The sequence below is a fragment of the Paraburkholderia sp. Clong3 genome, assembly GCF_050436485.1.
In the GTDB taxonomy this organism is placed as follows: Bacteria; Pseudomonadota; Gammaproteobacteria; order Burkholderiales; family Burkholderiaceae; genus Paraburkholderia; species Paraburkholderia tuberum.
This window is the reverse complement of record NZ_JBNDMH010000004.1, coordinates 353,364-365,878: the sequence shown is the minus strand read 5'-3', so window position 1 is coordinate 365,878 and position 12,515 is coordinate 353,364. Positions and strand designations below refer to the sequence as shown.

At 64.6% G+C, this 12,515-nt stretch carries 10 protein-coding genes and 2 pseudogenes; 5 read left to right on the top strand and 7 right to left on the bottom strand.

The features are described from left to right. Both OKW30_RS39830 and OKW30_RS39825 read right to left on the bottom strand, forming a co-directional pair. Positions 1 to 1,137 carry an ABC transporter permease gene (locus OKW30_RS39830; RefSeq protein WP_429349469.1) on the bottom strand — a complete coding sequence of 379 codons (1,137 nt, stop codon included), beginning with the start codon at positions 1,135 to 1,137 and terminating at the stop codon, positions 1 to 3. A 118-nt stretch (positions 1,138 to 1,255) separates the two neighbouring features. Next, entirely contained in the window at positions 1,256 to 1,393 is a 138-nt protein-coding gene (locus OKW30_RS39825) for a DUF2964 family protein (RefSeq protein WP_429349468.1), read from the bottom strand. Between the two features lie 196 nt (positions 1,394 to 1,589). Here OKW30_RS39825 and OKW30_RS39820 point away from each other — a divergent pair. Further along, positions 1,590 to 1,703, top strand: a pseudogene (locus OKW30_RS39820) (AMP-binding enzyme); the annotation flags it as partial. 118 nt (positions 1,704 to 1,821) lie between these two features. Here OKW30_RS39820 and OKW30_RS39815 read toward each other — a convergent pair. Next, on the bottom strand, positions 1,822 to 3,609 hold the full coding sequence (locus tag OKW30_RS39815; RefSeq protein WP_429349626.1) for a PHA/PHB synthase family protein: 1,788 nt from the start codon (positions 3,607 to 3,609) through the stop codon (positions 1,822 to 1,824). A gap of 468 nt (positions 3,610 to 4,077) precedes the next feature. On the opposite strand from OKW30_RS39815, the gene OKW30_RS39810 reads away from it, so the two are divergent. The 4 genes and pseudogenes from OKW30_RS39810 to OKW30_RS39795 form a co-directional block, all read left to right on the top strand. Beyond that, positions 4,078 to 4,746, top strand: a complete 669-nt coding sequence (locus OKW30_RS39810; RefSeq protein WP_429349467.1) for a SagB/ThcOx family dehydrogenase — start codon at positions 4,078 to 4,080, stop codon at positions 4,744 to 4,746. A 121-nt stretch (positions 4,747 to 4,867) separates the two neighbouring features. Further along, on the top strand, positions 4,868 to 5,290 hold the full coding sequence (locus OKW30_RS39805; RefSeq protein WP_429349466.1) for a hypothetical protein: 423 nt from the start codon (positions 4,868 to 4,870) through the stop codon (positions 5,288 to 5,290). 79 nt (positions 5,291 to 5,369) lie between these two features. Next, positions 5,370 to 6,800, top strand: a complete 1,431-nt coding sequence (locus OKW30_RS39800; RefSeq protein WP_429349465.1) for an MBL fold metallo-hydrolase RNA specificity domain-containing protein — start codon at positions 5,370 to 5,372, stop codon at positions 6,798 to 6,800. A gap of 89 nt (positions 6,801 to 6,889) precedes the next feature. After that, positions 6,890 to 7,555: pseudogene (locus OKW30_RS39795) on the top strand (LOG family protein); the annotation flags it as partial. Positions 7,556 to 7,774: 219 nt separating this feature from the next. Here the strand turns inward: OKW30_RS39795 and hypE are convergent. The 4 genes from hypE to hypF are packed head-to-tail and all read right to left on the bottom strand — an operon-like array spanning position 7,775 to position 12,511. Further along, positions 7,775 to 8,824: a hydrogenase expression/formation protein HypE gene (gene hypE, locus OKW30_RS39790; RefSeq protein WP_429349625.1), complete on the bottom strand. Its 1,050-nt coding sequence runs from the start codon at positions 8,822 to 8,824 to the stop codon at positions 7,775 to 7,777. Next, on the bottom strand, positions 8,821 to 9,951 hold the full coding sequence (hypD, locus tag OKW30_RS39785) for a hydrogenase formation protein HypD (protein ID WP_429349464.1): 1,131 nt from the start codon (positions 9,949 to 9,951) through the stop codon (positions 8,821 to 8,823). The genes hypE and hypD overlap by 4 nt, the downstream gene beginning before the upstream one ends. Next, on the bottom strand, positions 9,948 to 10,187 hold the full coding sequence (locus OKW30_RS39780; RefSeq protein ID WP_429349463.1) for a HypC/HybG/HupF family hydrogenase formation chaperone: 240 nt from the start codon (positions 10,185 to 10,187) through the stop codon (positions 9,948 to 9,950). Before OKW30_RS39780 ends, hypD begins: the two co-directional genes overlap by 4 nt. Further along, positions 10,187 to 12,511 (bottom strand): carbamoyltransferase HypF, encoded by a 2,325-nt coding sequence (hypF, locus tag OKW30_RS39775; protein ID WP_429349462.1) that lies wholly within the window; start codon positions 12,509 to 12,511, stop codon positions 10,187 to 10,189. Before hypF ends, OKW30_RS39780 begins: the two co-directional genes overlap by 1 nt. Positions 12,512 to 12,515 lie beyond the last annotated feature (4 nt).

The following is a 12,515-nucleotide window of genomic DNA, read 5'->3' as shown; positions in this document are numbered from 1 at the left end:
TCAGCCCCGGAAAATGTCGAACGGCTCGATGCTCAGCACGCGTCGAATGCCCATGTAGCTCGACAGCGCGGCGATTACCACCACCATGCCGAAGGCGAGCGCCAGGTTGCCGTAGGTGATGATCGCCGCGTAATCGGGAATGCGCAGCCGCGCAAGGCTGATCAGCGCCACGCACAGACCGATGCCGAGACCGTAACCGGTCAGCGCCGTGAAAGTCGCCTGAAACAGGATCATCGCAATCAGTTCATGACGCTTCGCGCCAATGGCCTTCAGCGCCCCGAATTTTTCGAGGTTCTCGAGGATGAACGTGTAGAACGTCTGCCCGGAGATGGACAGCCCGACCACAAAACTGATCACCGTCATCAGCATGATGTTGGTGCCGAGGCCGGTTTCATATTTGTAGAAGCGCGAGATGCGCGCCATGAACTCGGCTTTCGTGTATGCGACGTAGCCGAGCGATTTCACCACTTGCTTGATATGCGCGATATCGGCTGGCGACTTCGGCTCGACGAGGATGTACGAGGTGGTGTAGCGGGTCGTGGGGATGTAGGTGATAGCACGCTTGTAAGTGGTGTAGAGCGTGGGTGTGCCGAACAGGCCGCTGCTCGCGACAGTCGCGATGCCGACCACCACGCCGCGATGATCATTCAGCTCGAAATCCGTACCGAGCGTGGGGTTCTTCAGCTTCACTAACTCGGCGTCGTCGATCGCGATGAAGCCGTTCTCGGCATAGATGTCTTCGATCTTGCCCTGCTTCATGATCGGCCAGCCGAACAGGCTGGCGTCGTCGAGTCCGATCACCGTGACGGCCTGATAAGTGCCGTCGCGCAGCTTGACCAGCGCGCCGCCCGAATACAGCGGCACCGCGTATTTGACGCCGTCGGTGCTGCGTACCGCGTCGAGGACGTAGTCCGGCATGCCGATGCTGTTCGCGATGGTCTGCACCGCCGGGTCCATCACCCACATCTTCGCGCCGATGTTGATCACCGTCGACGACGATTTGTCCAGGATGCCGGCGAACAGCGAAGTCATTTCGATCATCAGGAACACCGCGAAGCTAATGCCGACGAGCAGCGCGGTGAATTTAGCGCTGTCGTTGATGAGCAACTTGAAGGCGAGTCGAAGGATGCCTTTCATGGCGGGCCGGATGAGGGCTGCGAAAGCGAGGGCGGAGTGTTCTGACAGCGGCACGCGGCGGGCCAGGCGTCGTCTCGTGGCGTAGAGTTCAGCAAGGCGACGAAGCAGGCGACGCCGACTACCACCGCGACCGCGCCCCAGCGAATAAAGCCAGGGCTGGCGAACAGAGCAGCCCACGAATGGTTCCTCCAATCCCGGCCAACGCTGTGAAAATGGCCGCTGCGGCGACGATGATTCTCGGTTCTGCGTGGACCATGATGTCCTTCCTTCGTCAGTTGACGCACGCGATGTCTGAGCGCGTGTCGGCTTGCGAGCCGTCGCGACGAATCCATCATCGACCCGATAGCGCTATTGCAATTGATACGCATCAAGAATCGGTTGCTTTGCGTGGTCAGCGCCACGTAACGGCAGGCGCGGCGACATCCGGCCGGGGAAATGTTGCAGTGCGCCCGTCAGCGTGCGTCGCGGTGGCCGAGGCCGCAGTGGTCGGCCGTCCCGACGATACCTTCGGGGAAGCGATCGTGGCGTTCATGGTGCTCAAGAGGGCGCGGCCGAACGGATCGGACCGACGCGTCTGATCGCAGCTCGTCGTTCATCGCGTCGCCCCATGTCGGCCGACGGCAATCGAGACGCATGTAAGCCCCGGATTAGCGAGCCTATCGGCCTCATTCATATGAATTTCACCTATTTTTCGAAGACATAGGTTCCCGGCGCGTCGCAGAGGGCGCCGTCGACTGCACGGGCAGCCACCTCCCCGCTCGACTGCTCGCGTAGCCACTGGTTCCAGCAGAGCCACCACGACCCCTCGACAGGTGTGGTCTGGGCGAGAAAATCGCGGCGGCTGCGGTAAGGCGCTCCGCGAGGACGGGTTACACATCGGTAGTAACGGCCCGCATGGCCGGGCTCGGACACGATTCCCGCATTATGTCCGCCTGCCGTCAGCAGGAAAGTCAACGGATTATGCGTCAGCAGATGCAGCATGTAGACCGAGCGCCAGGGTGACACGTGGTCCCGCTCCGTCCCGACGACAAAGGTCGGCGCTTCGATGTCGGACAAGGCGATAGGCCGGCCATCGACGCAGTAGCGTCCCTCGGCAAGATCGTTGTTCAGGAATAACCGCGTGAGGTACTCGCTGTGCATGCGATAAGGCAGGCGCGTGGTGTCGGCGTTCCACGCCATCAGGTCGTTGGGCTTCGAGCGCCGTCCGAGCAGGTATTCGCTCATCATCCTCGACCAGATCAGATCGCGCGCATTCAACAGCTGGAAAGCGCTCGACATCTGCCGTCCGTCCAGATAGCCCTGGTGCCACATCAATGCGTCGAGCGCGGCAAGTTCACTCGCATCGATGAACAGGCCCAGTTCGCCCGGCTCAGCAAAGTCCGTTTGCGCCGCAAGGAGCGTCACCGTCTTCAGTTCGTGCCCTCTTCCATCGCGAAACAGCGCTGCAGCCGCCATCGCGAGGAGCGTGCCCCCAAGGCAATAGCCGACGGCATGCACCGGCTGTGCGTGACGTAGACGGACCTGAGCCAGCCCGGCGAACAAACCGTCGCGCAGGTAGTCGTCGAGTCCGACGTCACGAAACGCTGCGGGCGGGTTGCGCCACGATATTGTGTACACCGTGTAGCCAGCGTCCACGAGATAGTGAATCAGGGAATTGTGCGGCTGAAGATCGAGAATGTAGTACTTCATGATCCAGGACGGGACGATCAGGAGCGGTTCGCGCGCCACGGTGGCTGTTGCAGGCGCGTACTGAATCAACTCGCACAAGGTGTTGCGCCACACTACGTTGCCGGAGGTAATGGCCACGTCTTTTCCGGGCAGCCACGCATGCGAAGGGGATGCCCGGTCGTCTTGCGCCGCGCCGGCAAGCTCGCGCAGGTCCTCAAGCCAATGCTGCATGCCCACCACGAAATTCAGTCCGCCGCTTCGCCACGCCGCCGTCTGTATCGCGGGATTGGTTGCGATGCAGTTGCTGGGTGAGCATGCGTCCAGCCATTGGCGCACGAGGAAGCGCACCAGTTCCTCATGATGCCGTTCGACGCCCGGTATCGCCGTGGTCGCCGCTTCCCACCATTGCTGGACTTGCAGGAAGGCATCCCGATATAGCCAGTAAGGCCACCGCGACCATGAATCGCCAGAGAACCGAGGGTCTTCGCGCACCGGCTCGGCGCGCCAATGAGCCGTAGGCGCGACCTGTACGTGTTCTGTCAGCTCGCTATACGCCATTGCGCACCGGTTGACCATGTCGAGTGCCTTACCAGGCGAGAGCATCATGTGCAGTGCCCAGTCTTGAGCCGCCATGACTATCGAAGCCGGCGACAAACCGCCTGTCAGCGCCGCGACCGCCGCGTGCGCGGCCAGGTCCAGTTCGTTGCGCGAAAGTGCAGGCACGGGCGCGCCATGGCCGTCCCGCGCCCCGGACAGTTGATTGGCAGCCGCCAGGGTAGTCGGCCGAGATGCGGAGCGCTTCATGGCTTGCGGCGCATGGGGGAATTCAGTCGGATGGTCTACGCTCACGTTCAGGTTCATCCTTGTCGAGGTCATCGTGTATGAATGCCGCGCCTGATGGCCGAATCCGCGCTCAATGGCGCTAGCCGCCATGCGAGCCAGAGCGGGCGCGGGGCACGTCCCTTCGCCATCGAAGCGCAGCAGCGCTCAACCGGTTGCGACTGAGTCGGGTCGGCGTGCCGGGCACTGCGGACGCACGGTGAACAACTGTCGGGCATCCCTGATACCAGCAGTGAGACTACGTACGCGGCTGCGATACGGGTTGATTTGCATCAACGAGAGCCGGACAACCATGAGCGCCGTACGATTCATACGCGGCGAGAAGGATCGGTTGACACGCATCAAAGCACAGGCGTTCAGCGCGGCTATGGTGAAAACGCGTGCGCGGTTCACCTGCGCATGCACCGGCGCTGACCTTGAACGGAGTCGATCATGACCGATATGCAACTGCTGTCCTATGAACCGGCGCCCGGACGCGCCCCCGCTCGTACCCGCGGCGAAACGCCTGCCGTGATCACGCTGCCCAGGCCTGACATGGCCGGCGGCATGCCGCTGATGAAAGCGCTCGCGCTGCGCGCCAGCACCCGCGAATTTTCCGACACACCCTTGATGCCCGCGACGCTTGGTGCGCTGCTATGGGCGGCGGACGGCGTCAACCGTCCGGCGACAGGCGGCCGCACGGCGCCGTCGGCCCATGCCTTCAATGAAATCGACCTTTATGCGGTGCTGCCGAACGGAGTCTATCGCTATGACGCGCCAAACCATCGGCTCGTACTCAAACACGACAGCGACGCGCGCAATATGACGGGATACCAGGATTTTGTCGGCGACGCACCGCTCGATCTCGTGTATGTCGTCAACATGTCGCGCCTGCTGACGATGCCGCCTCAGCAGCGCGATATTTTTTCCGCCGTCGCGGCGGGCGCGATGGCACAGAACGTGTCGCTGTATTGCGCTTCAGCCGGACTCGGATGCGTCGTACGGGGTTGGATCAATCATCGCTCGCTGAGCGACGCACTGAAATTGAACGAGGACGAATTGCCGATCCTGGCTCAAACCGTAGGCGCGCTGGCAACGACACTGAATTCGCTCGCGGATTGAGGCGGCGTGGCGCGCAGCGGTGGCCGGCAACCCGCGTTTCGCGCGCCGCACGTGCGATGCGGTTATCGGGCGGCCGGCAGGGTTCCGTTGGCAGCATGCCTGATCCGAAGAGGCAACCTATGTGGTACGGCCTGCTCGATACACAACGGCGCCTCGCCAGGGCGTTCGCCGAAAGCGCGCTCAACGTCTGCGTCCGGACGCCGGATCTATCCGGGCTTCATCCAGCAGGCTGCCATCCTGGTCGCGCACCCTGCGCGTCAGGTCGGCCTGGAATACCGGCGCGCTTGGGCAAGTCCCGCTTTGCACGATCGAGGCAGACCGCGACGACGTCACCGGCGCGGATCAGACTCATTGCGCGCACGTGCTAGGTCATGCGCCGGACGCGCCATGGCATCGGCGCGCGACCATCGGCCAGTGCGACCATTACGATCTTTTCACGGGCCCACGCTGGCACGACGCTGTTCATCCCCAGTTATGCGAATTCTGGCGCGCGATCGAATGCGATAGTGAAGCGAAAGCCGAACCGCCCGGCCGCATTCGATGATCCATGTCAAAGCTGCGCCGGACCAATGCAGTGCAATGGTATTTATCGCCGCCATGGGCGGGTTCCGCGCGAGGGCATGATGAAACTGACTTTTCTGGGTGGCGCGGAAACCGTCACCGGCTCGAAATATCTGCTCGAAGCCGCCGGCTTGCGGATTCTGATCGATTGCGGTCTGTTTCAGGGTACGAAAAACCTGCGCCTGCGCAACTGGAGCCCGCTGCCCATGCCCGTCGACACGCTCGACGCCGTGATCCTCACGCACGCGCATATCGATCACAGCGGCTACCTGCCCGTGCTCGCGCGCAGCGGCTATCGCGGCCCCGTCTACTGCACGCCCGGCACGGCCGACCTGTGCGACATCATGCTGCGCGACAGTGCGCGTCTACAGGAAGAGGAAGCCGACTTCGCGAACCGTCATGGCTTCTCGAAGCACAAGCCGGCTCTGTCGCTTTACACGCTCGACGACGCACAGCGCGCGCTGCGGCTCATCGTGCCACGCGAATTCGATGTCCCCACCCCACTGAACGACGAGTTGTGCTTCCGCTTTCTGCCTGCCGGACATATCCTGGGCGCGGCCAGCGTCGTGCTCTGCTGGCGCCATACGGTGCTGGCTTTTTCAGGCGATCTCGGCCGGCCGAACGATCCGATCATGCGCGCCCCCATGAAGCTCGCGCACGCGGACTATCTGGTCGTCGAGTCGACCTACGGCGACCGCCTGCATGCCACGACCGATCCCGAGCAGGAGTTGGCTGCGCTATTCGAGCGGACGTTCGCGCGCGGCGGCGTCGCGGTCATGCCCTGCTTTGCGGTCGGACGAGCTCAGGAAATCCTTTATTACATCGCGCATCTGAAGCAGACCGGGCGCATGGCAAACGTGCCGGTCTATCTGGACAGCCCGATGGCCACCGGCGTCACGGAGGTGTACCGGCACCATCTGAGCGAGCACCGCCTGACGGCTTCGCAGGCGGCCATGATCGACAAGGCGGCAGTCATGGTGCGCTCGGTCGAGCAGTCCAAAGCGATCGCCGCGCATCATGGTCCGATGGTCATTATCGCTGGCAGCGGCATGGCCACCGGCGGTCGCGTGCTCCATCATTTGCGCCTGTATGCGCCGGACCCCAGGAATACGATCGCGCTGGTCGGCTATCAGGCCGCGGGCACGCGCGGCGCCGCCATTGCCGCACACGAGCCAGCGGTAAAGATTCACGGCGAGTACGTGCGAATTCGCGCACATGTCGAGACGATTTCGTCGCTGTCCGCGCATGCGGACTATAGCGAAACGCTGAACTGGCTCGCAGCGATATCGCCGGCGCCCGCGCAAACGTTCATTACGCACGGTGAGCCCGCCGCCGCCGATGCGTTGCGCCGTCGAATCACCGACACGCTTGGTTGGCCTTGCACGGTGCCGGTGTATCAGCAAAGCGTCGAGCTGGCGGAAAGGTCTGCGCTCGACGGCCGGTCCGCGGCCGCCGCTGCGGCATGTTCGATCTCCGGCCCAGCGCAGAGCTGATGTCACGCCCTGCGCAAAACCTCGCGCGCGGCCGCGCCGTCAAGCGCGCGACAGGCAAGCCGTTACGGCCCGCATGGCCGCGCGTGACGATGCCCGGTAAGCTGGCACCCACGCGCGCAGCCGGTCGAACGCTGTCACCACGCGTGCGCCATCTTCTCGAAAGCCCGACATACCTGCAGGCCGACGAAGACGCGTCGTTCCTGCAACGCCCCGAGATGTGCGGCGTGCGACTGCAGCTCGACTACTGGAAGACCGAAGAGAGCCTGCAGAGGCTCGGTATCGACGAGACGATCGTCGTTTATGGCAGCACCCGCATCGTCGACCCGCGGCTAGCCCGTCGGCGTCTGGCAGACGCACAGCGCGCGCTGGCGGCGCATCCCGCTACACCGGCCAATCAGCAGGCGTTGCGGGTCGCGGCAAGGCTGCTCGAGCGCAGCGGTTATTACGATGTGGCCCGTGAACTGGGGAAGCTGATCGGCCGCCCGGCGAACCAGGCGCGGTCGCGGCATCTCGCTGTCATCACGGGCGGCGGTCCGGGCATCATGGAAGCCGCCAACCGCGGCGCCTACGAATGCGGCGCGCCAAGCGTGGGCCTGAACATCTCGCTGCCGCGCGAGCAATTGCCGAATCCCTATCTGACACCGGACCTCTGTTTCCGCTTTCACTACTTCGCGATCCGCAAGCTTCATCTGCTCGAACGTGCGAAAGCCGCTGTGTTTTTTCCGGGGGGTTACGGCACCTGCGACGAGTTGTTCGGCCAGTTTCCGTTGAACCATGGATACGCGTTTTCCAGCAACGGTGCGGGCCGCGAAATCGACGCCGTCACAGCAGCCGATTGGCTCAAACATCAGCGTGTCCGCTTCAACCTTGCACGGCTTTGGCTGCGTCGACGTGTTTTAAGCATTCCTGTGATTGCTGGCCACTTCCATTCAGAGCCTGGCAATCCTGCACGCCAATCCCCCCCTTCTGTGCGACTAGCATATGCGCGGCAACTGCTCCCCCGCGAGCATGTCGAGTGCGCGCACGCCGCCGATCGTCCCCAGTTCAACTGTGCCCGCCCGGGCGGAGGTTTCGACGGTGCCGATGATGGCCGCGTCCCCAAAAAAGCGGCGCAGGATCGCGACGGCCCGCTCCGCGCAGGCAGGCGCCATCAACGCGACAAACCGCCCTTCGTTCGCGACATAAAGCGGATCGAGGCCCAGGATCTCACAGGCGCCGCGGACCGAATCCGACACAGGAATGGCCGCTTCATCGAGCCGGATCGCCACCCTGCCCGCCAAGGCGATTTCGATCAATGCGGTCGCGAGCCCGCCGCGCGTCAGGTCGCGCATGCAATGCAGTTCGATTTTGCCGTCGATCAGCGCCCGCACGCAGGCCGCCAGCGGCGTGCAGTCGCTTGCAATCGTGGTCTCGAATCCGAGCCCCTCGCGTACTGCCATGATGGCGATGCCATGGCGGCCGATGTCGCCGCTCAGCACCACGGCATCTCCCGCCCTGACTTGCCGGGGCGAAACCGGAGAGCTCGCCAGAACGAGTCCGACGCCAGACGTGTTGACATAGAGGCCGTCGCACTTGCCGCGCTCGACCACCTTCGTATCGCCGGTCACGATGCGCACACCTGCCGCCCGTGCCGCATCGCGCATGGACACCACCACGCGGCCCAGATCGTCGATCGGAAAGCCCTCCTCGAGCACCAGCCCGACGCTCAGATAGCGCGGTTCGGCGCCGCACATGGCCAGATCGTTCACCGTCCCGTTGACGGCAAGCGAGCCGATGTCACCGCCGGGAAAGAACAGCGGCTGCACCACATAGGAATCGGTCGTGAAGGCAAGCTGGGCGCCACCGATATCGAACACGGCCCCGTCATGCGTGAGATCGTCCGGCGATCCCGCGAAGGCGGGACGAAAGAGCCCATCGATGAGCCGCTGGGTCAGCAGGCCACCACCGCCATGGGCGAGTTCAATGGTGTCGCCGCCCGTCGCCGGTAGCGGACAGTTCGCGACGAAGCGTGGAGTTTCGCTCATAGGCCCCCCTTGCAGCCGAGCGCACCCGCTGCATCGGCGGACAGCGGCCTGCGATAGCGATAGTAGGCGGCGCAAGCGCCTTCGGACGACACCATGGTCGCGCCCAGCGGATGCTCCGGTGTGCAGCGGGTGCCGAAAGCCGGGCACTCCCCCGGCTTCTTCAACCCGCGCAGCACCTCGCCACTGATGCATTCGCTGCACCGTTCAGGCGGCACTGCGATATCCGGAAAGCGCTGCAGCGCATCGTAGCGCGCGTATGCGGGCGCGAGACCAAAGCCGCTGCGGGCGATTTCGCCGATACCGCGCCACCGCTGAGACTGAACGGCAAACACGCGGCCGAGCACGTCCTGCGCGGGGCGGTTGCCGTTGCGCTGCACGGTGCGCAGATACTGGTTCTCAACCTCGGCGCGGCCCTCTTCCAGTTGCCGGATGCACAGGTAGAGGCCCTGCACCAGATCGACGGGTTCGAAGCCGGTCACGACGATCGGAATGCCGAAGCGGCGTGCGATCGGCTCGTATTCCCAATATCCCATCACCGTGCAGACATGGCCGGCGGCCAGGAAACCTTGCACGCTGTTGGCCGGGTCGCTCAAAAGCGCGTCGATAGCGGGCGGCACAAGGACGTGAGACACCAGCAACGAAAAATTCGCGAGCCCCTCGCGCTCCGCCTGCAACACAGCTATGGCGGTGGCGGGCGCAGTGGTTTCGAAACCGATCGCGAAGAAGACGACTTCGCGCTCCGGTCTGTGACGCGCGATCGTCAACGCATCGAGCGGCGAATAGACCATGCGGATGTCGGCGCCGCGCGCCCTCGCGGCGAGCAGACTGCCCGTTTCACCCGGCACCCGCAGCATGTCGCCGAACGAGCAGAAGGTTACGTCGGGCCGGCTGGCAATAGCGATCGCGGCGTCAATGATGCTGGCGGGCGTCACGCACACGGGGCAGCCCGGTCCATGCAGAAGACTCACGCCGCGAGGCAGCATCTGGTCGATGCCGTGCCGCACGATCGAATGGGTCTGACCACCGCAGATCTCCATGATGGTCCACGGCCGCGTCGTGATGCGAGCAATCGCGTCGGCATAACGGCGGGTCACGGCCGGGTCGCGAAATTCGTCGACGTATTTCATCTGAGATCCTCGGGCTCGAATCCGGCCAGGTAAGCCAGCGTTCTCAGGGCCTGCACCTCGTCGATCACGGCGATGGCGAAACCGGCGTGGACGAGCACATAGTCGCCAGGCTGCGCTTCGGGGACGTAGGCGAGGCAGACCTCTTTGACGATGCCGGCGAAGGCGACCCGTCCTTGCCGCAACAGCGGCTCATCGCCTGCGATGCTCAGAACCTGTCCGGGAATGGCGAGACACATCAGATCTTCTCCCCGCTCAGCGGCCGGGCTGCGAAAACGGCCTGGCCTACGGCAATGCCGCCGTCATTCGGCGGAATGCGGCGATGCCAGTACGGATCGAAGCCCGCCTCGCGTAGCCGCTCAACCGCCCGCTCGACGAGTCGCGCATTCTGGAAGCAACCTCCGCTCAGCAGTACGCGCTCGAGCCCAACGCGGGTGGCGACGGAGACGATGGCCTCGGCCAGGGCGTCATGAAGCGCCGCCGCCACTGAAGGTGTGGGGACGCCATCGCGGCACGCGGCCACGACGGCGGCCAGCATCGGACGCCAGTCGAGCACGAGGCCGCTGGCGTCTTCCGACAGGCGCGGCGCCGCCAGAGATACCGACCTCAGCGCGCGCTGCGCGGCAAACTCGACCGCCATCCCTGCTTCGCCTTCGAAGCTGGCGACCTGCACGAGATCGAGCAGCGCAGCAATCGCGTCGAAGAGCCGACCCGCGCTCGATGTCAGAGGCGCGTTGACGCCGCGGCGCAGCATGACGCCGAGCGTCTGTCGCTCTCGCGCGGCGAAAGCGGCGACGGGCTTCTGGTCCGTCATCGCCAATGCGGCATCGCCAAAGGTCGCATAGAGGGCGCCGAGCGCGGCACGGCGCGGCTCGCGCATGGCGGCCTCCCCACCGGCCAGGCGAAACGGCAGCAGATGCGCAACCCGTCTGTACCAGGTCGCGTCGACGGCCAGGAACTCACCGCCGCAGATCGAACCGTCCGTACCATAGCCGGCGCCGTCCCATGCAACACCGAGCACAGGGCCCGCGAGATCGTTGTCGAGCATGCCGGCCAGCACGTGCGCGAGATGATGCGGCACGCGTCGCACCGGCAGTCCTGATGCATCCGCAAAACGGGTGCTGTAATAGTCCGGATGGAGGTCGCACGCGACATGCCGGGGGCGCACGTGGTATAGCGTCGTCATAGCCTCGACGGCCTGCGCAAAGGCCTCACGCGTTGCGGGTGCGGCGAGCTCGCCGATATGAGGGCCGAGCACGATCTGTCCATCGACGGCGAGCGCGATCGTGCTCTTCTGGTGCGCGCCGAGCGCGAGTCCCGGCTCGGCGCCAGCCGAAAACGGCAGGGCGAGCGACAGCGGCGCGTAGCCCCGCGCGCGCCTCAACACCGCCTCGCGTCCCGCTATCACCCGTACTACGGAATCATCCACCGGATGCAGGATCGGGCGGTCGTGCACGAGGAAGAGATCGGCAATGCCCGCAAGCCGTTCGAGTGCTTCGCGCTCGTCGGTCACGATCGGCTCGCCGCCCCGGTTGCCGCTCGTGGCCACAACGGGAAAGCCAAGCTCAAGCATCAACAGGGCATGCAGCGGCGTGCAGGGCAGCATGATCCCGAGCAACGGGTTGGCCGGCGCTATGCCTCGTGCAATCCCAGGCAGATCCGCTCGCGCCTTGACCAGAACGATCGGCGCCGCAGCCGAGCAGAGGAGCCGTTGCTCGATCTCGGAAAGCTCGGCGACCATCGACGCATCGGCCAAGCTCCGAACCATGACGGCAAACGGCTTGGCCGGACGCGTCTTGCGCTCCCGCAGACGGCGCACCGCAGTGTCGCTGCGGGCATCGGCAATCAGTTGGAACCCCCCTAGTCCTTTGAGAGCGACGATCAGGCCCTGGCGCACGGCTTCGGCCGCAGACCGTAGGGCCTGATGCCGCTCGCCCAGCACGGCGCCCGCCGTATCCCATAGCGCGAGTTGGGGCCCACACTCGGGGCAGGCATTCGTTTCTGCGTGAAAACGCCGCGACGCCGGTTCGCTGTACTCGTTGCGACAGCCCGCGCACATCGGAAAGTGTCGCATGGCCGTGCGTGAGCGATCGTACGGCACAGCCTCGATCAGACTGTAGCGTGGTCCGCAGTGCACACAGGTCGTAAACGGATACAGGTAGCGGCGATCGTTCGGGTCGCAAAGTTCGCCAAGGCACTCCGGACAGACGGCAAGATCGGGCAACACCATGGCCGAGCGTGGGCCGCCGGTCGCGCTTGGGGCAATCACGAAGTCTTGCTCCCCCTGGGCTGGAAGCCGGCAGCTTTGCCGCTGATGAATGGCTGCCGGCGGCGCGATTTCCGCGTCGAGTCTGGCCAGAAAGCGCTCAAGCGCCTGTGGGGCGCCTTCGACTTCGAGCGACACGCCCTCGCCCGTGTTGCGTACAAAGCCGCCCAGCCCCTCGCCGACGGCAAGCCGATGAACGAAGGGCCGAAACCCCACCCCCTGCACCGCGCCGGTGACATCCAGCCGCAGCCGGAGTCGCGTCCCCGCTTCGGCGGTATCGACGCCCGTCGTATCCATGGCG

Coding starts and splice junctions, on each gene's coding strand:
- OKW30_RS39830 (WP_429349469.1), bottom strand. CDS start 1,137: ATGAAAGGCATCCTTCGACTCGCCTTCAAGTTGCTCATCAACGACAGC.
- OKW30_RS39825 (WP_429349468.1), bottom strand. CDS start 1,393: ATGGTCCACGCAGAACCGAGAATCATCGTCGCCGCAGCGGCCATTTTC.
- OKW30_RS39815 (WP_429349626.1), bottom strand. CDS start 3,609: ATGAAGCGCTCCGCATCTCGGCCGACTACCCTGGCGGCTGCCAATCAA.
- OKW30_RS39810 (WP_429349467.1), top strand. CDS start 4,078: ATGACCGATATGCAACTGCTGTCCTATGAACCGGCGCCCGGACGCGCC.
- OKW30_RS39800 (WP_429349465.1), top strand. CDS start 5,370: ATGAAACTGACTTTTCTGGGTGGCGCGGAAACCGTCACCGGCTCGAAA.
- hypE (WP_429349625.1), bottom strand. CDS start 8,824: ATGAGCGAAACTCCACGCTTCGTCGCGAACTGTCCGCTACCGGCGACG.
- hypD (WP_429349464.1), bottom strand. CDS start 9,951: ATGAAATACGTCGACGAATTTCGCGACCCGGCCGTGACCCGCCGTTAT.
- OKW30_RS39780 (WP_429349463.1), bottom strand. CDS start 10,187: ATGTGTCTCGCCATTCCCGGACAGGTTCTGAGCATCGCAGGCGATGAG.
- hypF (WP_429349462.1), bottom strand. CDS start 12,511: ATGGATACGACGGGCGTCGATACCGCCGAAGCGGGGACGCGACTCCGG.